Consider the following 20,383-nt stretch of genomic DNA (forward strand, 5'->3'; position numbering starts at 1 on the left):
TGGGCGGGAGGTTCCGTTTGGGCTTTCGGGCAATCAGCGGGAAGACTGCTCCCGTGACGTCCCGAAAGCCTGATGAGCAATTGGCGCGCAACTCCAGACTCCGACTCGTCCGTCCCCGGGCCCTGACCACGGCCCGCAGGGCCGTGACCACCGGGCGAACACGTCCGGCGCCCCGTCCGCCGGAGGGCACACCGCCGCCCGCGGAGCTGGCCCGTCAGGCGCGGGCCGTCCTCGCCGACGCCGTACGGATCGCCCGCTGGGCCGCGGCCGACCGGGACCCCGGAGCGGGCCCGCTCGCCCCGAAGGCCCGCGAACGGGCCGCCGCCGCCCTGGAGTTGACGCCGGACCAGGTGAGCGCGGGCTGGGACCGCGCCAGGCTCGCCGGGCTCGTCGAACTGCACGGCGGCACCGCGCGCCCCGGCTGGCGCCTGCGCGCCTGGGACCGTGACGACTCCGCCGTCCTGCGCGGCTGGGTCGCCCTCTTCGACGCCTGGTCGCTCGTCCACGCCGCCCCGGACGACCTCGCCCCGGCGACGGTCGCCGAGGTCGTGGAAGCCGTCCCCCAGGTGCTCTCCCTCCTCCAGCTGTCGGCCGGCCCCGTGCTCGTACCTGCCCTTCTCGACCTGCTCCAGCAGCGCGTCGCGGAACTGCGCGACGAGCGCTGCGAGGTGCCGTACGACCCCACGACCGCGTCCGGTCCCACGGCGCCGACCGCCTCCGCGCCGAAGCCCGGCTCCGAGGCCGCCCCGGCCACCGCCACGACCGTCCCGCTGCCGCACCTTCTCGACTGGGCGCTGGAGGGCCTGGCCGCCGTCGGCGCCCTGACCCTCGGCGAGGGCCAGGCGACCCTCACCCCGCTCGGCAACTGGGCGGTCTGGGTCAAGCTGGAGCAGATCTGTGTCGCCGCGCAGAGCCCGGCGGGCAACATCGAGCAGTCCGCCGAGAACATGCTGCGCGGCTGCGCCCGGCTCACCCCCGGACCGGCCCGCGCCGAATACCGCGCCTGGCTCGCCGCCCGCACCGTCGGCAGCGCGGTCACCGAACTCATCGCCGTGGCACGCGGCGATGACGCGCTCCTGCGCGGACTCGCCTTCGAGGCGCTGCGCGTCGTCGGCGCCCCCGCCGAGCCGGAGGTGCGCACCGCATCGGCCGAACCCTCCCTGCGCCCCTACGCGTTGCTCTGGCTCGCCGAGTACGAGGGCGCGGACCCCGAGGACGCTCCGGACGTCCTCACCCGTGAGGAGTCGACCTGGCTCTGGGTCGACACCGCCGCCGCCGTCGCCGACCACGGCGAGACCGCGCTGCTGGTCCGCCACCTCGACTCGGCCGTCCAGGGCACCGTCCCCGCCCTGCTCGACGAGATCAGGGCCGTCGGCCATCCCCGCACCGTGCAGGTGCTGGTCGCCCTGGCCGCCGCGCACCCGGACCCGGCGCTCGCGAAGGCTGTACGCCGGGCGGCGTTCCAGGTCCACACCGGAGGCGCCTGACCGGCCCGCGCACCGGTCCACCCGCCACGCACCGGAGCGTCAGCCGCCCAGCCGCCCAGCTGCCCAGCCGCCCGGCCGCCCAGCTACCCAGTCCCCGGGCCCGGAGCCGGAAGGCTCAGCTGCCGGCGCCCGGGGCGTACGTCCCGAAGCTCCACACGTTGCCCTCCGCGTCGCGCGCCATGTAGTCCCGGGAGCCGTAGTCCTGGTCCGTGGGCGGCATCAGGATCTCCACTCCCTGTCCCGCGGCGCGCGCGTGGTGCGCGTCGACGTCCTCGACGACCACATAGACCCCGGCGGGCCCGCCGCCCGCCATCGCCTCGGCGAAGACACCCTCGCTCTTTCTGGAACCCAGCATCACCATGCCGTTCCCATGGGCCAGTTCGGCATGGAGGACGCTGCCGTCCTCGCCCTCGTACACACTCACCTCCGTGAAGCCGAAGGCGTCCTTCAGGGTCCTGATGGCCGCCTTCGCGTCCTCGTAGACGAGCGTCGGACAGATACTCGGCGCACCCGCCATGCTGATCACCCTTCTCCAAGCTCGGATGTGACCTGTGTCTCAGTTCCTCCAGTCTGGCACCGGCCACTGACAACGCAGCCCGGCCGCGTGCCCCCGGGGGACCCCGTGGGGCGTAAACCAGTTGTGCGGCCCCGGTAGACTCGACCGCATGGCATTTCTCCTTGTGCATTAGCCGGCGTCGAAGAATCCCCTCCGCCCGCCCTTCCGCCGTCCATACCCGCCTTGGAGTTTTTCCGTGATCACCGCCACCGGTGTCGAGTTGCGCGCCGGCGCTCGCGTCCTCATCGACTCAGCCTCCTTCCGTATCGCCAAGGGCGACCGCATCGGCCTCGTCGGCCGCAACGGAGCCGGCAAGACCACCCTCACCAAGTGCCTCGCGGGTGAGGGCATCCCCGCCGCCGGGACCATCACCCGCTCCGGCGAGGTCGGCTATCTGCCGCAGGACCCCCGCACCGGCGACCTCGACACCCTCGCGCGCGACCGCATTCTCTCCGCCCGGGACCTCGACTCCGTCCTGAAGAAGATGCGCGAGAACGAGGACCGGATGGCGAACGGCAAGGGCGCCACCCGCGAGAAGGCGATGAAGAAGTACGAGCGCCTGGAGACGGAGTTCCTCACCAAGGGCGGTTACGCCGCCGAGTCCGAGGCCGCCACCATCGCCGCCGCGCTCGGCCTGCCCGACCGGGTCCTCGGCCAGGCCCTCCATACGCTCTCCGGCGGTCAGCGCCGGCGCGTCGAGCTCGCGCGCATCCTCTTCTCGGACGCCGACACCCTGCTCCTCGACGAGCCGACGAACCACCTCGACGCCGACTCCGTCGTCTGGCTGCGGGACTACCTCAAGACGTACCGCGGCGGCTTCATCGTCATCTCCCACGACGTCGATCTCGTCGAGACGGTCGTCAACAAGGTCTTCTACCTGGACGCCAACCGCTCCCAGATCGATGTCTACAACATGGGCTGGAAGCTCTACCAGCAGCAGCGCGAGTCGGACGAGAAGCGCCGCAAGCGTGAGCGGGCCAACGCGGAGAAGAAGGCCGCCACGCTCAACTCGCAGGCCGACAAGATGCGCGCCAAGGCCACCAAGACCGTCGCCGCGCAGAACATGGCGCGCCGCGCCGAGCGCCTGCTGTCGGGCCTGGAGGCCGTACGCCAGTCGGACAAGGTCGCCAAGCTGCGCTTCCCCGCCCCGGCGCCGTGCGGCAAGACGCCGCTGACCGCCGAGGGCCTGTCGAAGTCGTACGGCTCCCTGGAGATCTTCACCGACGTCGACCTGGCCATCGACAAGGGCTCACGCGTTGTCATCCTCGGCCTCAACGGCGCGGGCAAGACGACCCTGCTCCGGCTGCTGGCCGGGGTGGAGAAGCCCGACACCGGCGAAGTCACACCGGGCCACGGACTCAAGCTCGGCTATTACGCGCAGGAGCACGAGACGCTCGACCCCGAGCGCTCCGTCCTGGAGAACATGCGGTCCTCCGCCCCGGACCTGGATCTGGTGGAAGTCCGCAAGACCCTCGGCTCCTTCCTCTTCTCCGGGGACGACGTCGACAAGCCGGCCGGTGTCCTGTCCGGCGGTGAGAAGACCCGCCTCGCCCTCGCGACCCTGGTGGTCTCGTCGGCCAATGTGCTGCTCCTGGACGAGCCCACGAACAACCTCGACCCGGCCAGCCGCGAGGAGATCCTCGGCGCGCTGCGCACGTACAAGGGAGCGGTCATCCTCGTCACCCACGACGAGGGCGCCGTCCAGGCGCTCGAACCTGAACGGATCATCCTGCTGCCCGACGGTGTCGAGGACCTGTGGGGCGCGGACTACGCGGATCTGGTGGCGCTGGCCTGACCCGGGACGGGCGTGATCCACTCCGTATGGATCATTCGGCTCAGTGGTGATCCATCATCTGAGTGAGTGCGTCTCGTACTTTGGCGTGGCGCGCCGACGATCAAGCCGTTCCGTGACCAGTTGGATCAGCTTTCCGGCACACCGGGTCTGACCTGCTGTTTCTTATGCTTCTTCGACGTTCTGCCTGCGTACGCCGCTCTGGAAGTAGTAATTCCGTTCGTGTTCGAACGCTGCGCTCCATCGAAGCTTGTGGTGCGAACCTTGCTGAATGGGTGGCCAGGAGCGGCCCGAGGGGTGATCATGAGAAGTCCAGAGCGCACTTTCATGAGGAGGCACGGGTGGCCGAGACTCTGAAGAAGGGCAGCCGGGTAACCGGCCCCGCGCGCGACAAGCTCGCGGCAGACCTGAAGAAGAAGTACGACTCCGGTGCGAGTATCCGGGCACTGGCCGAGGAAACGGGCCGGTCATACGGATTCGTCCACCGGATGCTCAGTGAGTCCGGAGTCACGCTCAGGGGACGCGGCGGAGCGACACGCGGCAAGAAGGCCTCGGCCTGACGACCGCGTACGGCTCCTCCGGCCACCGGTTCCCCCGGTGACCACCCGGCCGGTCGTCGCGGACGACCGGGTGGTTACTGTGCAGTCACTTAGCTAGTTTGAGCTGACCGCACCGAACCGGAGGCACCCCATGACGTCGCTTGATCCCGTACTCGACAAGGACGGCGTACGGCTCACCGTCGAGGACGCGGTTGCCACGGTGACCCTGACCAACCCGGCCAAACGCAACGCTCAGTCTCCCGCTCTGTGGCGGGCGTTGACGGAAGCCGGGCAGTCACTGCCGGGCAGCGTGCGGGTCGTCGTGCTGCGCGGCGAAGGCAAGTCCTTCTCCGCGGGCCTCGACCGGCAGGCGTTCAGCCCCGAGGGCTTCGACGGTGAACCTTCCTTCCCGGAGCTGGCACGCCGTTCCGACACGGACCTGGACGCGGCCATCGCCGCGTACCAGTCCGCCTTCACCTGGTGGCGCCGGAGCGACATCGTGTCGATCGCCGCTGTCCAGGGACACGCCATCGGCGCCGGATTCCAGCTGGCGCTCGCCTGTGACCTGCGTGTCGTCGCGTCGGACGTGCAGTTCGCCATGCGCGAGACCAGCCTGGGGCTGGTCCCCGACCTCGGCGGCACGCACCCTCTCGTCGGCCTGGTCGGCCACGCCCGCGCGCTGGAGATCTGCGCGACGGGCCGTTTCGTCCAGGCGGACGAGGCCGAGCGCACGGGCCTGGCCAATCTGGTGGTGGAGCCGGCGGAACTCGACGCTGCGGTGAAGGACCTGACCGCCGCGCTGCTCGCCGCGCCGCGCGACGCGACGGTCGAGACGAAGGCCCTGCTGCAAGGTGCCTCGTCACGCACGTACGACGAACAGCGCACCGCCGAGCGCGCGGCCCAGGCACGCCGCCTGCGCGACCTGGCGGGCCTGGGCGACTAGGGCGTGTCCGGCGGACACCCCCTAGGCCCTTCGCAAGTCCCGCCTGGCCCGCAGGCGGACAGCGCTGCTCGGTGGGCACGCCCCGGGGTGCGTTCCGGAAGCCTTACGCCCCGGGATTTTTCGTGGATCCGCCCGTGGCGTCGACCGCCGTGACCAGTACGGCCACCGTCGGGTGACTCGGCAGTGATGCCGTGACCGCCCGGCGGACGGCGCGTACCACCTCCGGCGGGTGGTGGCCCGGCGAGGTCGCCAGCTCGATCCGGACATGGCCCTTGGTCACCAGCACCGCCGCACCGAGCGACCCCGCCAGATGGGCCACGCCGGGGACGTTCGCCGCGATGACGGCCGCCGTGCCCTTCGGGGCCACCGCGGTTGCCCCGAAGGGCTCAGTGCCCGCCACAAATTCCCCGGCCCCGCCCTCGGGACCGGCATCCGGCTCCTTTTCCAGCAGCGCCGTCACCCGCAGATCGACCTCCGTGACCCGCAGGCCGAGCCGGTCCACGGCGTGCGCGTACAGCGCCGTACGCAGCCGCTCGGCCACGTCCGGCAGCGGTTCGCCCGCCACCGCCGCGAAGTCGCCCTCGATACGGAGCAACCCCGGCGGCAGCGCACTGGGCGGCGGTTCTACGGCGGGCCGCTCCGCCGAGCCGGGATCGGCCAGACACACCCTCAGTCGGCCCAGTACGGCCCCCGGCACTTCCGCCGCCGTACGCCGCAGCGCGGTTGTCGCCGCACGTTCGGCCAGCCACGCCCCGTCAGGCGTATCACCGAGCGGGAGCAGCCGGCCGAGGCCGAGCCGTTCGCGTACCGCCGCACTCCAGCCGTCCGCACCCTTTCCGTCCTGCCCAGTCGTCATGTCCCCAGACTGCCGCATTCCCGGCGCGAGACCGAGCAAGGCGCCCTAATGTGGACAACGAGTCCATCAGCGCCCGGAAAGGGGCGAATCGCTATGTCTGACACCGCACAGCGCAACCAGTCCGAGCCCGCCGCCAAGACGTCGGCCGACGAGCAACGGAGGGCCGCCATGAAGAAGGGCGGCGGCGACCCGGGCGTCCGCGGCCGGACCACCATCGCCGACGGGGTCGTCGAGAAGATCGCCGGCCTCGCCGCGCGTGACGTGCTCGGTGTCCACGCGATGGGCAGCGGCATGTCCCGCACCTTCGGCGCGGTACGGGACAGGGTCCCCGGTGGCACCAAGTCCGTCTCGCGCGGCGTGAAGGCCGAGGTCGGCGAGGTGCAGACCGCACTCGACCTGGAGATCGTCGTCGACTACGGCGTGGCGATCTCCGATGTCGCCCGTGATGTACGGGAGAACGTGATCTCCGCCGTGGAACGGATGACGGGCCTTGAGGTCGTCGAGGTCAACATCGCCGTCAGCGACGTGAAGCTGCCCGACGAAGAGGACGAAGAGCCCGAGTCACGGCTCCAGTAACGGCCGGATCCGGAAGACCGAAGAGGAGTCACTCGATGAGCATGGCGCTGGTCGGCCTGTTGGCCGGTATGGCCCTGGCGTTCGCCGGATACTTCGGCGGTTTCGGAGCCTTTCTGCTGGTGGCCGCCTTGGGCGCGGTCGGGTTCGTGGCCGGCCGGTTCCTCGACGGCGATCTGGAAGCGGGCGATCTCTTCCGCGGTCGCGGTCGCGAACGCGACGAACGTCGGCGGTGACCGCGCGTGGCCGGTGAGCGGGTGGCGGCCGCCGAGCGCGGGGCGACCACGATCGCCGACCGCGTCGTCGCGAAGATCGCGGCGCAGGCGGCACGGGAGGCACTGGGTGGCGTACCGGAGGGCGGTGCGGCGCCGCACGCGGGCGTCCTGGTCAACCATGGAACGGCGCGCGTACGGATCGGTGTCGAGCTGGACTACCCCTCCGACATCGGCGCCCAGTGCGGCGCGGTGCGTCGCCGGGTCGTTCAGCGGGTACATGCTCTGGCGGGGATGGAGGTGCCCGAAGTGGTGGTCAAGGTCGAACAGCTCCACTCCGTCCACACCCGCGCGGCGCAGGGGAGGATCCAATGAGCGAGCCGGAGGGCAAGGGGACGGAGAGCGCCCCGGGTGCCGTCCGCGCGGACGTGATCGAACTGGACCAGTCTTCCTCCGCCGCGCGGTACGAATCGAGGCGCCCGACGCTGGAGCACGGTGCCGGTGCCGGTGACGGGGACACCAAGGCCGGCCGCTTCTGGGCCTGGCGCCGGATCCCGGCCGCCGTGGTCGCGGCGATCCTGCTCGGCGCGGCGGCCCTGCTCCTGTACGACGTCGCCGCCGTACGCGCCGAACATCCCGCCATGTACTGGCGCCGCTGGCTGGCCGACCAACTCGCCACCGTGCCCCTGGACGACACCTGGCTGCTGGTCGGCTCGGGCGTCGCCGGGCTCGTCGGCCTGTGGCTGATCGTTCTCGCCCTGACACCGGGTCTGCGCCAGGTGCTGCCGATGCGGCGCGGCCCCTCGCGCGTACGGGCCGGGCTGGACCGGGAGGCGGCGGCGCTGATGCTGCGCGACCGGGCGCTCGAAGTCTCCGGTGTGCAGTCCGCACGGGTGCGGGTCCGCCGCTCGAAGGTCCGGGCGCGGGCCCTGTCCCACTTCCGCGATCTCGACGACGTACGCGCCGATCTCGACACCGCTCTCGGTGCCGGCATCGGAGAGCTGGGCCTCGTCAAGCCGCCGGCGCTCTCGGTGCACGTCCGCCGGCCGAAGAAGGGATGACGGGATGCTCAGGGTCGTCAACCGTGTCCTGCTGGGCGTCGTCGGGCTCGTGCTGCTCTGCGTGGGCGGCGGGGTGCTCGCGACGGGCCTGGGCGTGTCCGTGCCGTCCTGGTGGCCCTACACCGGTCGCCACGACGTGCTGCTGAGCGACGCGGACCGGGAGCGGTGGAGCGCCCAGGGCTGGTGGTGGCCGGTCGTCATCGCGGTGCTCACGGTCCTGGTGCTGCTGACGCTCTGGTGGCTGCTGTCCCAACTGCGCCGCGGGCGGCTGGGGGAGGTGCTGGTCGAGAGCGGCAACGGTGAGGGCGCGCTGCTGCGGGGGCGGGCGCTGGAGAACGTGCTTCAGAGTGAGGCGGAGTCGCTGCACGGTGTGTCCCGGGCCCGGGTCCGGCTGACGGGCCGGCGCAGTGCGCCGGAGGCGCGGGTACGGCTGCTGCTTGAGCCGCACGCGGCGCCGGGGCAGGCGCTGGAGGAGCTGACGGAGGAAGCGGTGGCGCATGCGCGGGACTCGGCGGGGCTGGAGGCGCTGCCGACGGAGGCGCGGCTGCGTGCCGCCAAGCATCGGGCGCAGCGGGTGACATGAGGAGGGGGGCGCCTGCGGCGGGCCTGTCCCCCTACCCGCCCCTTCCCTCAACCGGGGCTCAGCCCCGGGCCCCGTACGGCCTTCGGCCGTGCCCTCAAACGCCGGGCGGGCTGTTTTTCGGGGCTCCGCCCCGGGCCCCGCTCCTCAAACGCCGGAGGGGCTGAATGGGCCCGTCGGGCTCAAGGCGCTGGAGGGGCTGAATGGGCCCGTCGGGCTCAACGCGCTGGAGGGGTTGGGGTGGGCCCGTCCGGTTCAGGGCGCTGGGAGGGGCTGAGTGGGCCCGTCAGTAGCCGTGGCGCGTGCCGCCGTCCACCGGGAGCATCAGGCCCGTGAGGTAGGACGCCGCGGGCGAGAGCATGAACGCCGCCGTACGCCCGAACTCGTCCGGCGTGCCGTAGCGGCGCAACGGTATTCGGGCCTCCTGCGCCGCGCGCGCCGCCGCCGGGTCGCCGGCCAGTGAGTCCAGCTCACGGACCCGGTCCGTGTCGATCCGGGCGGGCAGCAGGCCGATCACGCGGATACCGCGCGGCCCCACCTCGCCGGCGAGCGACTTGGCGAATCCCGCGAGGCCCGGCCGCAGGCCGTTGGAGACCGTGAGACCGCGGATCGGTTCGTAGACCGAGCCGGACAGGACAAGACCGATGACCCCGCCGTCACCCAGTTCCGTCGCCGCCGTACGCGCCAGCCGTACCGCGCCGAGGAAGACCGAGTCGAACGACGACCGCCATTGCTCGTCCGTCGTGTCCAGCGCGAGCCCCGGCGCCGGGCCGCCGACGCTGATCAGGATCCCGTCGAAGCCGCCGAACCGCTGACGTGCCACGGCTATCAGGCGCTCCGCGACAGCGGGATCGGCGTTGTCCGCGACCACGCCGAACGCGTTCGGCCCGATCGCTTCCGCCGCCTCCGTGACGGACTTCTCGTCGCGCCCGGTGACGACCACTTTCGCACCGTCCGCCGCCAGCGCTTCGGCGGACGCGCGCCCCAGCCCCCGGGACGCGCCCGTGACGATGTAGACGCGGTCCTTCAGTCCAAGATCCATGGCCCCTATCCTGCCTCGTCCTCCTGGGCCAGGGCGAGGGCCGTCCCCACGAGACCGATGTGGCTGAACGCCTGCGGGAAGTTGCCCAGTTGCCGGCCGACCGCCGGATCGTACTCCTCGGCGAGCAGACCGACGTCGTTACGCAGGGCGAGAAGGCGCTCGAAGAGTTCCGTCGCCTCCTCTCGGCGACCGGTCATGAGCAGGGCGTCCACCAGCCAGAACGAGCAGACGAGAAACGTTCCTTCGCCACCCGGCAGTCCGTCGATCGACGAACCCTCCGTGCTGTAGCGGTGCACCAGCCCGTCCCCTCCCAACTCCGCCCGCACCGCGTCGACCGTGCCCACCACCCGCGGATCGTCCGGCGGCAGAAAGCCGAAGCGTGGGATCAGGAGTGTCGCCGCGTCCAGTTCCGTCGAACCGTACGCCTGCGTAAAGGTGTTACGAACCGGGTCGAAACCCCTCTCGCACACCTCCCGGTGCACCTCGTCGCGCATCGTCCGCCACCGGTTCACATCGCCGCGCAGCGACGGGTCGGCCTCCAGCGTCTTCACCGCGCGGTCGGCGGCGACCCACGCCATCACCTTGGAGTGCACGAAGTGCTGACGGGGGCCGCGCACCTCCCACAGCCCCTCGTCCGGCTCGCGCCACTTCGACTCCAGGAAGCCCAGCAGGGCGAGCTGGAGGTCCCAGGCGTGCGGCTGCCCGGCGAGGCCGACTTCCCGCGCCACGTAGAGGGAGTCGATGACCTCGCCGTACACGTCGAGCTGGAGTTGCTGGACCGCCTCGTTCCCCGTCCGGACCGGGCGGGAGCCCGCGTAACCGCTCAGCCACGGCAACTCCGTCTCCGGCAGCCGCCGTTCGCCGGCGACCCCGTACATGATCTGGAGGTCGGAGGGGTCACCGGCGACCGCGCGCAGCAGCCAGTCACGCCACGCCCTGGCCTCGTCCACGTAGCCGGCGGCCAGCAGGGCGTTCAGGACGAGCGCCGAGTCACGCAGCCAGCAGTAGCGGTAGTCCCAGTTCCGTACGCCTCCCAGCTCCTCGGGGAGCGAGGTCGTGGGCGCCGCCACGATGCCGCCGGTCGGGGCGTAGCTGAGCGCCTTCAGCGTGAGCAGGGAGCGCAGGACGGCTTCGCGGTACGGCCCCTTGTACGTACAGAGGCCCGCCCACTCCTCCCAGTCCGCCTTGCTGTGCTCCAGGGCCTCGAACGGGTCGACCAGGCCGGGGCGCGGCAGGTGCGAGGGGTGCCAGGTGAGGACGAAGGCGACCTTCTCCCCGGCGCCGACGGTGAACGACGAACAGGTGCTGAACTCCTGCCCCCACGTCTTGACCAACGGCTTCTCGTTCGGCGCCAGTTCACCCCCGACCGGCCGGGCCCGCGAGATGCTCCGCAGCCACACCGAGTCGGGCCCGGCGACGGCGACGCGCTGCCCGTCGGTCCTGCGCACCCACGGCACGATGGAGCCGTAGTCGAAGCGCAGCCGCAGGGTGGCGCTCATCTCCACCGAGCCGCTGACACCCTCCACGATGCGTACGACATCGGGCGCGACATCGCGCTGCGGCATGAAGTCGGTGACCTTCACCGTGCCGCCCCTGGTCTCCCAGAGGGTCTCCAGCACCAGCGAATCCCCCGCGTACCGGCGGCTGGTGCAGCGGCTCGCACCCCGGGGAGCGAGCAGCCAGTGGCCGTTCTCCTTGTTGCCGAGCAGGGACGCGAAGCACGCGGCCGAGTCGAAGCGTGGCAGGCACAACCAGTCGATGGAGCCGTTCATGCCGACGAGAGCCGCGGTCTGCAAGTCGCCGATGAGGGCGTAGTCCTCGATGCGTTGGGTCACTTCTGCCCTGTTCCCGCAGGACAGGCGCGTTATGCGGCGGCCGTCTCGCGCTCGGGGGCGCCCCGGGCGGCGCTTGCCGCGCGGTCGCGCCTTTCGCGCCGTACGAGAACGACCCATCCCACGGGCACGCCGGCGGTGAACAGCCACCACTGCACGGCGTACGCCATGTGCGGGCCGATGGAGCCGGAGTCGGGCTCGGGGATCTGCCGCGGGCTGCCGCCGGCCGCCGCGGGGGCGGTCTGCTCGATGTAGCCGCCGAGGACGGTCCGGCCGAGCGACCTGGCCTGCTGCTCGCTGTTGATCAGCATGACCTGGCGGTCCGGGAGGTCGCTCAGCTCCTTGATACCGCTGGTGCCGGTCGTCTCGTCGGCCTTGAGGCGGCCGGTGACGGTGACCTCGCCCTGGGGCGCCGCCGGGATGTCGGGGAAGGAGCGCTGGTCCGCGCCGAAGGGGATCCAGCCCCGGTTGACGAGGACCGCGCGGCCGTCGTCGAGGACGAGCGGGGTCAGGACGTGGAAGCCGACGGTCTCGTCGGCGTTGGTCCGGCGGCGTACGACGACCTCGTGCGCCGTGTCGAAGGTGCCGGTGGCCTCGACCCGCCGCCAGAAGTCGGCGCGCGGCACGGTGTGGCCGGGGGAGGTGAGCTCGGTGACCGGGACCGGCTTCGCCTTGAGGTTGTCCGCGATCAGTGAGTTCTGCGCCACCCGGTGTTCGTGCCGGTGCAGCTGCCAGAAGCCGAGCTCGATCATCACGGGGATGAGGACGAGGGCGAGCAGGGTGAGAATCACCCACTGCCGCGACAAGAGGAACCGGTACACGCCTTTGACGGTACCCGGCGGGTCCGCCGTCCCCGGCAGCGGGTCCGGCGGTCCGGACGGCCCCGCACCGCCTGCCGAGTGCCCGTACGCCCGCCCGTACGTCTGTCCGACGGTCCTCAGACCCGGTCGACGATGCCCGCCTTCCCCTCGGCGCGGGCGCAGTGGGCGCCGCAGAACCACTGGCCCTCGACCTCGACCCCCTGCCCGATGATCTGGACGCGGCAGTGTTCACAGACGGGCGCCATGCGGTGAATGGCGCAGGAGAAGCAGTCGAAGACATGCACGGCGCCCTGCGCGTGCACCTCGAAGGACATGCCGTATTCGTTTCCGCAGACTTCGCAACGTGCCATGCGCCACAGGTTGGGACGCGGCGGCGCGGTGTGCGAGCGGAGCGCGGGCGAGTCGCGGCGCAATCACCCGTCTGCCGGGGGCACCGCCGCCGGCCGCGCGGGAGCCACGTCGCGCAGCAGGTGTGTGAACGCGGCTTCGTCGACGACCGGTGTGCCGTACTCCGCCGCCTTCACCGCCTTGGACGTCGCCGAGCGGGGATCGTTCGTCACGAGCAGACTCGTCTTGCGCGAGACGCTCGTGGCGACATGCAGCCCCGCCTCGATGGCCCGGTCCTCCAGCAGCTCACGGTCGACCGACGTGTCACCCGAGAAGGCCACCCGCATCCCCTGCGCGAGGGGCTTGTCGCTCTCGTACCGCCCGGGGTTCGGATACGGACAGGGCGGCAGCCGGCGCGACGGCCGCCAGGTCGTCGGGCGGTGCGTCGGCTGATGGCCGATCAGCGGCTTCGCCGGGCTGTCCGACCACTCCGTGAGCGGCCGGCATTCGAGCAGCGGCAGCCGCACCCCGTCCCGGGCCGCCGCGTGCAGGCTCGGCCGGAACGCCTCCGCGAGCACCCGCGCGTCGTCCAGCGCGTGGTGCGCCCGCCGCTGCGCGACGCCGAAGTGCTCGGCGAGCGTGGCCAACTTGTGGTTGGGCAGCGGCAGTCGGAGCTCCTTGGCGAGCGCGATGGTGCACAGCCGCTGACGCGTGGGGGCGACCGCCCTCGCGCGCGCGTACTCCCGGGAGATCATCGACCAGTCGAAGAACGCGTTGTGCGCGACGAGCACCCGGTCCGCGAGCCGCTCCGAGAACTCCCGCGCGACATCCCTGAACAACGGGGCGTCCGCCAGCACATCGGTCGTCAGCCCATGGATCCAGACCGGCCCCGGGTCCCGCTCGGGGTTGACCAGCGTGTACCAGTGGTCCTCGACGTCGCCCCGCGCGTCCAGCCGGTACACGGCCGCGGACACTATCCGGTCGTCGCGGGCGAGTCCGGTGGTCTCCACGTCGACGACCGCGTATCCCTGGGGGTACGCGGCCGGCCACATCGTCGAAGTCGCGGGGTCGTCGAGCATGGTCACAGAGAATACGGGCCACGACTGACAGCCCGTGACGCGCCTCTGACCAGCCGTCGCCCGTCCCGCACCGTACGGGTGTTGACGGGCCGTCCGGTCACCCGTTGGTGGAAGCCACCAAAATCCGCTGACAGGATGTCTCATATACTTGTCAGTAACAACATCTAGCCGGGGCCGCGCACCCACCCCTACGGTGCTGGCATGCCGCCGAACCTGCCCGATGTCGTGCTGTGGTCGATCCCCGCGTTCGTCCTGCTCACCCTGGTCGAAGTGGTGAGTTACCGGCTCCATCCCGACGAGGACGCCGCCGGGTACTCGGGCAAGGACGCCGCTACCAGCCTCTCCATGGGGCTCGGCAGCCTCGGCTTCGACCTCCTGTGGAAGATCCCCGTCGTGGCCGTCTACACGGCGGCGTACGAACTGACGCCCCTGCGGGTCCCCGTCCTGTGGTGGACGATCCCGCTGATGCTGCTCGCGCAGGACTTCTTCTACTACTGGTCGCACCGAGGCCACCATGTCGTGCGGATCCTGTGGGCCTGCCACGTGGTGCACCACTCCAGCCGGAAGTTCAACCTCAGCACCGCACTGCGCCAGCCCTGGACCTCACTCACCGTCTGGCCGTTCTACCTCCCGTTCATCCTGCTCGGGGTCCATCCCGCGGCGCTCGCCTTCTGCTCGTCGGCGAACCTCGTCTACCAGTTCTGGGTGCACACCGAGCGGATCGACAAGCTGCCGCGGCCCTTCGAGTACGTCCTGAACACGCCCTCCCACCACCGGGTGCACCACGCCTCCCAGGGCGGCTATCTGGACCGCAACTTCGGCGGGATCCTGATCGTCTGGGACCGCCTCTTCGGCTCCTTCGCGGCCGAGACCGAGCGGCCGGTCTTCGGGCTCACGAAGAACATAGAGACCTACAACCCGCTGCGGGTCGCCACCCACGAGTACGCCGCCATCGCACGCGACGTACGGGCCGCCCGCGACTGGCGCGAACGGGCCGGACGGGTCTTCCGGGGCCCCGGCTGGCAGCCCGAGTGACCACCCGGCCTGCGAGGCCGCTCCTGGTGGCCTTCGCGCCGGCCGCCGTCGGCGAGCCGGTCTGCGTCGCCGTCGGCTCACGTACCGGTCAACTCGTCGCCAGGCCCCCGCTGATGCCGCTCCTCGCCGCGTACGTGGGCCGCCCGGGGTGGCCCCCGGCTGCTCGTCGCCGCGCTCTTCCTGTTCTCCGACACGCTCATGGCCACCGGCGTCGCCGGGTGGCCCCGGCCGCCCGGCGCCGATCTGTGGATCATGCTGACCTACCTCGCGGGCCCGGACCCTGGTCACGGCGGGCATCCTGCGGGCCCGCACCGGCCCCTCGCCCACCCCGGGCGCCCGGACGGCCCCGTACACGACTGAGCGGGCCGCCCCACCGGGACGGCCCGCTCACCTGTTCACACTGTCGTGCTCAGCGGCGGACGGCGTCCAGCGCGTCCACCACGCCGACACCGTAGAAGCCGTTCTTGTACTTGTTGCCCTCGCACACCGCGTCGACGGTGCCGTCACCGTCGATGTCGTACGGGTTGGTGCACGACGTCGCGTCGGCCTGGACGTTCATCAACGTCTTGACCAGCCACGGCGAGGCGTACGGGTGGGTCGACTTGATCAGCGCCGCGACACCCGCCGCGTGCGGGGACGCCATCGACGTGCCGCCCTTGTAGCCGAAGCGACCACCGGGAAGCGTGCTCAGGATCAGACCGTTGACGGCGGGCGCCTCCGGGGTCTGGTACGCCGTCAGGTCGCCACCGGGAGCGGCGATGTCGACGGTCCCGAGACCGTAGTTGGAGTACGACGCCTTCAGGTTCTTGGCACCGGTCGCGGAGACCGTGACGACACCCGACACCTGGGACGGGATGTCCAGGCACTCGGACGGGTCGATCACACGGTCGGCCGGGGTGGTGTCGTTCGGGCTGGAACCGTCGTTGAGTTCGTCGGCGGCCAGGTCCATGTCGGAGTTGCCGGCGGCGGCGACATTCACGATGCCCTTGCCCTCGGCGTACCGGGTGGCCCGCGTGACCGCGTCGGCCAGAGCCTTCTGGTCCGGGTCGTCCTCGCAGTTGAACAGCCACGGGTCGGTGTAGTAGCTGTTGTTCGTCACATCGACGCCGTGCTCGGCGGCCCAGACGAAGCCGCAGACGACCGCCTCGGTGTAGAAGAAGCCGTCGGGCTGCGACACCTTGATGCCGGAGACCTTCACGCCCGGAGCGACTCCGGTGACGCCGGTGCCGTTCTTGGCCGCGGCGATCGTGCCCGCGACGTGCGTGCCGTGGTCACTCTCTCCGGGGCCGGGACGCCAGGCGCCGTCCGCCGTGTTGGGCGTACCGCCCACACAGCTGACCGACGCGCGACGGTCGAAGTTCGGCGCGAGGTCGGGGTGGGTGTCGTCGACACCCGTGTCGATCACACCGACCGTGACCTTGCTGCTGCCGAGCGACTGCTGGTGCGCCTTGTCGGCCTTGATGGCCGGCAGGTCCCACTGGAGGGGCTCCAGCGCGTCCTGGTCGTTCGACGCCTTCGCCGTGGCGGCCTTCGCCTCCTTGGCGGAGAGCGGCTGCTCGGCCTCGATGTCCGTGGTGGTCTGGGCCGTCAGCGGCTTCGTACGGGTGGCGCCCGCCGAAGCGACGCCCCGGACCTTGCGGATCGTCGAACCGAACTCCGGGTTCTGCGAGTGGACGACGATGACACCTATCTGGTCATAGGCGATCACCACAGTCCCGCCGGCCTTGGTGATGGCTTTCTTCACCGACTTGACGGTGGAGTGTCCGCCGCTGGTGTTCACGACGTACGACAGCTTCGGGCCGTCCGTCGACACAGCGGCCGGGACGTCGTCGACCGGCGCCGCCGACGCGGACCCGGCCGGCAGGAAGCCGAGCGAGGCGATGAGCGCCAGACCGACGGGCAGAGCCAGTGCGTGCCGCCGTCTGGATCTCAGATGAGCCATGGGTTCTCCACATCATCCGTGAGGCCGCCCCTGCGCACAGCGCGCATGGACGGGTACATGACGAGCGAAGCTATCGCTGATCATCCCTGCTCATCAATGATTTCGGCCAGAAAATCGCCGGTGTTGAACCACTTCGCCGCGCTCTCCGTGCCGTTGTCAGGGGGTGGACAACATCACCCCCTCAGTGAGCGCCCCCCCGACCACCCCTATCGCACCCGCGTCACGAGGAGATTCCGTGGCTACCGATGGACCGCCGCCGCCCAAGGGCAACCCGGACCCCAGCACCCCCGCCCAGCCCACGACAGCACAGTTCGTAGAGGTCCAGGAGAGCGCCGAATTCGGCGAACTGCGCCGTACCTACCGCTCCTTCGCCTTCCCCCTGACCATCGCCTTCATCACCTGGTACCTGCTGTACGTGCTGCTGTCCAACTACGCCGGCGGTTTCATGGGTACCAAGCTCTTCGGCAACATCAACGTCGCCTTCGTCTTCGGCCTCGGTCAGTTCCTCACCACGTTCCTCATCGCCTGGTTCTACTCGAAGTTCGCATCGCAGAAGCTCGACCCCAAGGGCGCGGCGATCAAGTCCCGTATGGAGGCCGACCTGTGAGCCCGACCATCCAGCTGACCCAGGCCGCGGGAATCCAGCTGGCCGCCAACACCGATGCCAGCGAGCACCGGCCGCTGATCATCACGCTCTTCGCGCTGTTCGTCGTCGCGACCCTCGTCATCACCGTCTGGGCCGGCCGGCAGACCAAGAGCGCCGCCGACTTCTACGCGGGTGGACGCCAGTTCACCGCCTTCCAGAACGGCCTCGCCGTCTCCGGCGACTACATGTCCGCCGCATCCTTCCTCGGAATCGCCGGCGCCATCGCCCTCTTCGGCTACGACGGCTTCCTCTACTCCATCGGCTTCCTGGTCGCCTGGCTCGTCGCGTTGCTGCTGGTCGCCGAACCGCTGCGCAACTCCGGCCGCTACACCATGGGTGACGTCCTCGCCTACCGGATGCGCCAGCGCCCCGTCCGTACGGCGGCGGGCGCCTCCACCATCGTCGTCTCGATCTTCTACCTGCTCGCCCAGATGGCCGGCGCGGGCGTGCTCGTCTCCTTGCTGCTCGGCATCACCAGCGACGCGGGCAAGATCCTGATCGTCGCCCTGGTCGGCATCCTGATGATCGTCTACGTCACCATCGGCGGGATGAAGGGCACCACCTGGGTCCAGATGGTCAAGGCCGTTCTGCTCATCGCGGGCACCCTGCTCATCACCTTCCTGGTGCTGCTCAAATTCAACTTCAACGTCTCCGACCTGCTCGGCAGCGCCGCCTCCAACAGTGGCAAGGGCTCGGCCTTCCTGGAGCCGGGACTCAAGTACGGGCTGACCGAGACCTCGAAGCTCGACTTCATCTCGCTGGGCATCGCGCTCGTCCTCGGCACCGCCGGACTGCCGCACATCCTGATCCGCTTCTACACGGTGCCCACGGCCAAGGCGGCCCGTAAGTCCGTCAACTGGGCCATCGGCATCATCGGCGGCTTCTACCTGATGACCATCGCCCTGGGATTCGGCGCCGCGGCGCTGCTCACCCCGGAGGAGATCACCAGTTCCAACGCGGCGGGCAATACGGCCGCTCCACTGCTGGCGATGGAGATCGGCGGCGGCGGTGACTCCACCGGCGGCGCCATCCTGCTCGCCGTCATCTCCGCGGTCGCCTTCGCCACCATCCTCGCGGTCGTGGCCGGCCTGACGCTGGCGTCATCGTCGTCGTTCGCGCACGACATCTACGCCAACGTCATCCGCCGGGGCAAGGCCACCGAGAAGGAGGAGGTGCGCGCGGCCCGCTACGCGACCGTCGCCATCGGCGTGGTCTCCATCGCGCTCGGCGCGCTCGCCCGCGACCTGAACGTCGCCGGTCTGGTGGCCCTCGCCTTCGCGGTCGCCGCCTCCGCCAACCTGCCGACGCTTCTGTACAGCCTCTTCTGGAAGCGGTTCACCACGGTCGGCGCGCTCTGGTCGATCTACGGCGGTCTGGCCTCGTCCGTCCTGCTGGTGCTGTTCTCGCCGGTCGTCTCCTCCAAGCCCACCTCGATGTTCCCGGACGTGGACTTCGCCCTCTTCCCGCTGGAGAACCCGGGCCTGATCTCGATCCCGCTGGGCTTCCTGCTCGGCTGGCTCGCGTCGGTCCTCTCCAAGGAGGAGCCCGACGTCAAGAAGTACGCCGAGCTGGAGGTCAAGTCGCTCACCGGCACCGGAGCGCACTGATCTGATCGATTCACTGATCGATTTCAATCGAAGAGCGAGCCTTTGGCGTGGCCGCGTCGTAGAGTCCTACGACGCGGCCACGCCGCTCCTCGTGGCAAACGGGACCTGTGGATGTCACAGGTCTGCCGTACGCTCGGAAGATCGGTCGCTACGAGCACCGGGACGCCAGTCCCAGAGGTATTCAGAGGCACCACGAGGAAGGGGGCTCAGAGTGCTCATCGACACTTACGGCCGGGTGGCCACCGACCTGCGAGTCTCGCTCACCGACAAGTGCAATCTCCGGTGTACGTACTGCATGCCGGAAGAGGGCCTGCAGTGGCTCGCGAAGCCCGATCTCCTCACCGACGACGAAATCGTCAGACTCGTCCGTATCGCCGTGACCCTGCTCGGCGTGCGCGACGTCCGCTTCACCGGCGGGGAGCCGCTGCTGCGGCCCGGACTCGTCGGGATCGTCGAGCGGTGCGCCGCCCTCGCGCCCCGCCCCAAGATGTCCGTGACGACCAACGGCATCGGGCTGAAGCGCACGGCGGCGGCGCTCAAGACCGCCGGTCTCGACCGGGTGAACGTCTCGCTCGACACGCTGCGCCGCGACGTCTTCAAGACCCTCACCAGGCGCGACCGCCACCAGGACGTGCTCGACGGGCTGGCCGCCGCGCGCGACGCGGGCCTGACCCCCGTCAAGGTCAACACCGTCCTGATGCCGGGGCTCAACGACGACGAGGCCCCCGAGCTGCTGGCCTGGGCCGTCGAGAACGACTACGAGCTGCGCTTCATCGAGCAGATGCCCCTCGACGCCCAGCACGGCTGGAAGCGGGACGGGATGATCACCGCGGGCGACATCCTCCAGTCGCTGAGGACCCGCTTCACGCTCACCGAGGAGGGCGGCGAGGAGCGCGGATCCGCCCCCGCCGAGCGCTGGATCGTGGACGGGGGACCGCACAGGGTCGGCGTCATCGCCTCCGTCACCCGCCCGTTCTGCTCGGCCTGCGACCGCACCAGGCTCACCGCCGACGGTCAGGTGCGTACGTGTCTGTTCGCCCGCGAGGAGACCGACCTGCGCGCGGCCCTGCGCTCGGACGCCACCGATGAGTCCATCGCGAGGCTCTGGAAGCTGGCGATGTGGGGCAAGAAGGCGGGCTCCGGCCTGGACGACCCGCTGTTCCTCCAGCCCGACCGGCCCATGTCAGCCATCGGCGGGTGAGGTGCCCCGCTCCCACTCGGCCAGGGTGACGACGTCCTTGAGGAAACCGCGGACACCGAGGAACGACGACAGGTGGTCGCGGTGCTCCTCGCAGGCCAGCCAGGTCTTCCGGCGCTCGGGCGTGTGCAGCTTGGGGTTGTTCCAGGCCAGCACCCACACGGCGGCGGCGCGGCAGCCCTTGGCCGAACAGACAGGTCCGTCGGGTCCGTCGGAGGCGCCGGGAGAATCGAAGAGGTCCACGGCCTCAAGCCT

Annotated in this window: 23 protein-coding genes; 13 read left to right on the forward strand and 10 right to left on the reverse strand. The window is 70.6% G+C overall.

Translation table 11 applies throughout. The annotated features are described in order from the left end of the window. Positions 1-53 precede the first annotated feature (53 nt). Positions 54-1,487, forward strand: coding sequence for a hypothetical protein (locus ACIBBB_RS13165; protein ID WP_398981191.1), 1,434 nt, complete (start codon positions 54-56; stop codon positions 1,485-1,487). A 115-nt stretch (positions 1,488-1,602) separates the two neighbouring features. Here the strand turns inward: ACIBBB_RS13165 and ACIBBB_RS13170 are convergent, their stop codons facing one another. Continuing rightward, entirely contained in the window at positions 1,603-2,004 is a 402-nt protein-coding gene (locus ACIBBB_RS13170; RefSeq protein ID WP_398981193.1) for a VOC family protein, read from the reverse strand. A gap of 235 nt (positions 2,005-2,239) precedes the next feature. Here ACIBBB_RS13170 and ACIBBB_RS13175 point away from each other — a divergent pair, with 235 nt between their 5' ends. The 3 genes from ACIBBB_RS13175 to ACIBBB_RS13185 all read left to right on the forward strand — a co-directional run bounded on the left by ACIBBB_RS13175 (position 2,240) and on the right by ACIBBB_RS13185 (position 5,317). Beyond that, the gene (locus ACIBBB_RS13175) at positions 2,240-3,838 is read left to right on the forward strand and encodes an ABC-F family ATP-binding cassette domain-containing protein (protein WP_398981195.1); all 1,599 of its coding nucleotides are present in this window, start codon (positions 2,240-2,242) and stop codon (positions 3,836-3,838) included. 338 nt (positions 3,839-4,176) lie between these two features. After that, the gene (locus tag ACIBBB_RS13180; RefSeq protein ID WP_023542602.1) at positions 4,177-4,395 is read left to right on the forward strand and encodes a helix-turn-helix domain-containing protein; all 219 of its coding nucleotides are present in this window, start codon (positions 4,177-4,179) and stop codon (positions 4,393-4,395) included. 130 nt (positions 4,396-4,525) lie between these two features. Further along, positions 4,526-5,317 (forward strand): enoyl-CoA hydratase/isomerase family protein, encoded by a 792-nt coding sequence (locus ACIBBB_RS13185; protein ID WP_398981197.1) that lies wholly within the window; start codon positions 4,526-4,528, stop codon positions 5,315-5,317. Between the two features lie 103 nt (positions 5,318-5,420). Here the strand turns inward: ACIBBB_RS13185 and ACIBBB_RS13190 are convergent, their stop codons facing one another. Then, the gene (locus ACIBBB_RS13190; protein ID WP_398981199.1) at positions 5,421-6,173 is read right to left on the reverse strand and encodes a hypothetical protein; all 753 of its coding nucleotides are present in this window, start codon (positions 6,171-6,173) and stop codon (positions 5,421-5,423) included. 93 nt (positions 6,174-6,266) lie between these two features. On the opposite strand from ACIBBB_RS13190, the gene ACIBBB_RS13195 reads away from it, so the two are divergent. From ACIBBB_RS13195 to amaP, 5 genes are read left to right on the forward strand one after another with little or no spacing between them, the layout of a single operon-like run. Further along, positions 6,267-6,749, forward strand: coding sequence for an Asp23/Gls24 family envelope stress response protein (locus tag ACIBBB_RS13195; protein ID WP_398981201.1), 483 nt, complete (start codon positions 6,267-6,269; stop codon positions 6,747-6,749). Positions 6,750-6,784: 35 nt separating this feature from the next. Continuing rightward, positions 6,785-6,982, forward strand: coding sequence for a hypothetical protein (locus ACIBBB_RS13200; RefSeq protein WP_398981203.1), 198 nt, complete (start codon positions 6,785-6,787; stop codon positions 6,980-6,982). A 6-nt stretch (positions 6,983-6,988) separates the two neighbouring features. Then, the gene (locus tag ACIBBB_RS13205; RefSeq protein ID WP_398981205.1) at positions 6,989-7,333 is read left to right on the forward strand and encodes a hypothetical protein; all 345 of its coding nucleotides are present in this window, start codon (positions 6,989-6,991) and stop codon (positions 7,331-7,333) included. Beyond that, positions 7,330-8,019 (forward strand): DUF6286 domain-containing protein, encoded by a 690-nt coding sequence (locus ACIBBB_RS13210; RefSeq protein ID WP_398981207.1) that lies wholly within the window; start codon positions 7,330-7,332, stop codon positions 8,017-8,019. The genes ACIBBB_RS13205 and ACIBBB_RS13210 overlap by 4 nt, the downstream gene beginning before the upstream one ends. Positions 8,020-8,023: 4 nt before the next feature. Continuing rightward, positions 8,024-8,602, forward strand: coding sequence for an alkaline shock response membrane anchor protein AmaP (gene amaP / locus ACIBBB_RS13215; RefSeq protein ID WP_398981209.1), 579 nt, complete (start codon positions 8,024-8,026; stop codon positions 8,600-8,602). A gap of 283 nt (positions 8,603-8,885) precedes the next feature. Here amaP and ACIBBB_RS13220 read toward each other — a convergent pair whose 3' ends face one another. The 5 genes from ACIBBB_RS13220 to ACIBBB_RS13240 all read right to left on the reverse strand — a co-directional run bounded on the left by ACIBBB_RS13220 (position 8,886) and on the right by ACIBBB_RS13240 (position 13,706). Continuing rightward, positions 8,886-9,641 carry an SDR family oxidoreductase gene (locus ACIBBB_RS13220; RefSeq protein ID WP_398981211.1) on the reverse strand — a complete coding sequence of 252 codons (756 nt, stop codon included), beginning with the start codon at positions 9,639-9,641 and terminating at the stop codon, positions 8,886-8,888. Between the two features lie 5 nt (positions 9,642-9,646). After that, complete coding sequence (locus ACIBBB_RS13225; RefSeq protein ID WP_398981213.1) at positions 9,647-11,476, reverse strand: glycoside hydrolase family 15 protein; 1,830 nt, start codon at positions 11,474-11,476, stop codon at positions 9,647-9,649. A gap of 29 nt (positions 11,477-11,505) precedes the next feature. After that, positions 11,506-12,294, reverse strand: coding sequence for an SURF1 family protein (locus ACIBBB_RS13230; protein WP_398981215.1), 789 nt, complete (start codon positions 12,292-12,294; stop codon positions 11,506-11,508). A gap of 116 nt (positions 12,295-12,410) precedes the next feature. Next, a complete protein-coding gene (locus tag ACIBBB_RS13235; protein ID WP_329389300.1) occupies positions 12,411-12,644 on the reverse strand; it encodes a hypothetical protein in 234 nt (77 codons plus the stop codon). 63 nt (positions 12,645-12,707) lie between these two features. After that, a complete protein-coding gene (locus tag ACIBBB_RS13240; RefSeq protein ID WP_398981217.1) occupies positions 12,708-13,706 on the reverse strand; it encodes a DEDDh family exonuclease in 999 nt (332 codons plus the stop codon). Positions 13,707-13,901: 195 nt separating this feature from the next. Here ACIBBB_RS13240 and ACIBBB_RS13245 point away from each other — a divergent pair, with 195 nt between their 5' ends. Beyond that, positions 13,902-14,735 (forward strand): sterol desaturase family protein, encoded by an 834-nt coding sequence (locus tag ACIBBB_RS13245; RefSeq protein ID WP_398981219.1) that lies wholly within the window; start codon positions 13,902-13,904, stop codon positions 14,733-14,735. A gap of 77 nt (positions 14,736-14,812) precedes the next feature. On the opposite strand, the gene ACIBBB_RS13250 is transcribed toward ACIBBB_RS13245, so the two are convergent. Then, positions 14,813-14,989, reverse strand: coding sequence for a hypothetical protein (locus ACIBBB_RS13250; RefSeq protein WP_398981221.1), 177 nt, complete (start codon positions 14,987-14,989; stop codon positions 14,813-14,815). Between the two features lie 155 nt (positions 14,990-15,144). Next, positions 15,145-16,677 carry a S8 family peptidase gene (locus ACIBBB_RS13255; RefSeq protein ID WP_398981223.1) on the reverse strand — a complete coding sequence of 511 codons (1,533 nt, stop codon included), beginning with the start codon at positions 16,675-16,677 and terminating at the stop codon, positions 15,145-15,147. 235 nt (positions 16,678-16,912) lie between these two features. On the opposite strand from ACIBBB_RS13255, the gene ACIBBB_RS13260 reads away from it, so the two are divergent. The 3 genes from ACIBBB_RS13260 to moaA all read left to right on the forward strand — a co-directional run bounded on the left by ACIBBB_RS13260 (position 16,913) and on the right by moaA (position 20,131). Next, positions 16,913-17,284, forward strand: coding sequence for a DUF485 domain-containing protein (locus tag ACIBBB_RS13260; protein WP_398981225.1), 372 nt, complete (start codon positions 16,913-16,915; stop codon positions 17,282-17,284). Then, entirely contained in the window at positions 17,281-18,930 is a 1,650-nt protein-coding gene (locus ACIBBB_RS13265; protein ID WP_398981227.1) for a cation acetate symporter, read from the forward strand. Before ACIBBB_RS13260 ends, ACIBBB_RS13265 begins: the two co-directional genes overlap by 4 nt. Positions 18,931-19,141: 211 nt before the next feature. Beyond that, positions 19,142-20,131 (forward strand): GTP 3',8-cyclase MoaA, encoded by a 990-nt coding sequence (gene moaA / locus ACIBBB_RS13270; RefSeq protein WP_398981229.1) that lies wholly within the window; start codon positions 19,142-19,144, stop codon positions 20,129-20,131. Here the strand turns inward: moaA and ACIBBB_RS13275 are convergent. Beyond that, on the reverse strand, positions 20,114-20,371 hold the full coding sequence (locus ACIBBB_RS13275; RefSeq protein WP_398981231.1) for a hypothetical protein: 258 nt from the start codon (positions 20,369-20,371) through the stop codon (positions 20,114-20,116). The genes moaA and ACIBBB_RS13275 overlap by 18 nt on opposite strands. Positions 20,372-20,383: the final 12 nt, after the last annotated feature.

This window comes from Streptomyces sp. NPDC051217, from assembly GCF_044455465.1.
Classification (GTDB): Bacteria; Actinomycetota; Actinomycetes; order Streptomycetales; family Streptomycetaceae; genus Streptomyces.

What these genes read in the sequence shown, in the direction of transcription:
- ACIBBB_RS13255 (WP_398981223.1), bottom strand. Translation starts at nt 16,677, where the DNA reads ATGGCTCATCTGAGATCCAGACGGCGGCACGCACTGGCTCTGCCCGTC.
- ACIBBB_RS13220 (WP_398981211.1), bottom strand. Translation starts at nt 9,641, where the DNA reads ATGGATCTTGGACTGAAGGACCGCGTCTACATCGTCACGGGCGCGTCC.
- ACIBBB_RS13250 (WP_398981221.1), bottom strand. Translation starts at nt 14,989, where the DNA reads ATGATCCACAGATCGGCGCCGGGCGGCCGGGGCCACCCGGCGACGCCG.
- ACIBBB_RS13190 (WP_398981199.1), bottom strand. Translation starts at nt 6,173, where the DNA reads ATGACGACTGGGCAGGACGGAAAGGGTGCGGACGGCTGGAGTGCGGCG.
- amaP (WP_398981209.1), top strand. Translation starts at nt 8,024, where the DNA reads ATGCTCAGGGTCGTCAACCGTGTCCTGCTGGGCGTCGTCGGGCTCGTG.
- ACIBBB_RS13195 (WP_398981201.1), top strand. Translation starts at nt 6,267, where the DNA reads ATGTCTGACACCGCACAGCGCAACCAGTCCGAGCCCGCCGCCAAGACG.
- ACIBBB_RS13200 (WP_398981203.1), top strand. Translation starts at nt 6,785, where the DNA reads ATGAGCATGGCGCTGGTCGGCCTGTTGGCCGGTATGGCCCTGGCGTTC.
- ACIBBB_RS13210 (WP_398981207.1), top strand. Translation starts at nt 7,330, where the DNA reads ATGAGCGAGCCGGAGGGCAAGGGGACGGAGAGCGCCCCGGGTGCCGTC.
- ACIBBB_RS13245 (WP_398981219.1), top strand. Translation starts at nt 13,902, where the DNA reads ATGCCGCCGAACCTGCCCGATGTCGTGCTGTGGTCGATCCCCGCGTTC.
- ACIBBB_RS13235 (WP_329389300.1), bottom strand. Translation starts at nt 12,644, where the DNA reads ATGGCACGTTGCGAAGTCTGCGGAAACGAATACGGCATGTCCTTCGAG.
- ACIBBB_RS13185 (WP_398981197.1), top strand. Translation starts at nt 4,526, where the DNA reads ATGACGTCGCTTGATCCCGTACTCGACAAGGACGGCGTACGGCTCACC.
- ACIBBB_RS13170 (WP_398981193.1), bottom strand. Translation starts at nt 2,004, where the DNA reads ATGGCGGGTGCGCCGAGTATCTGTCCGACGCTCGTCTACGAGGACGCG.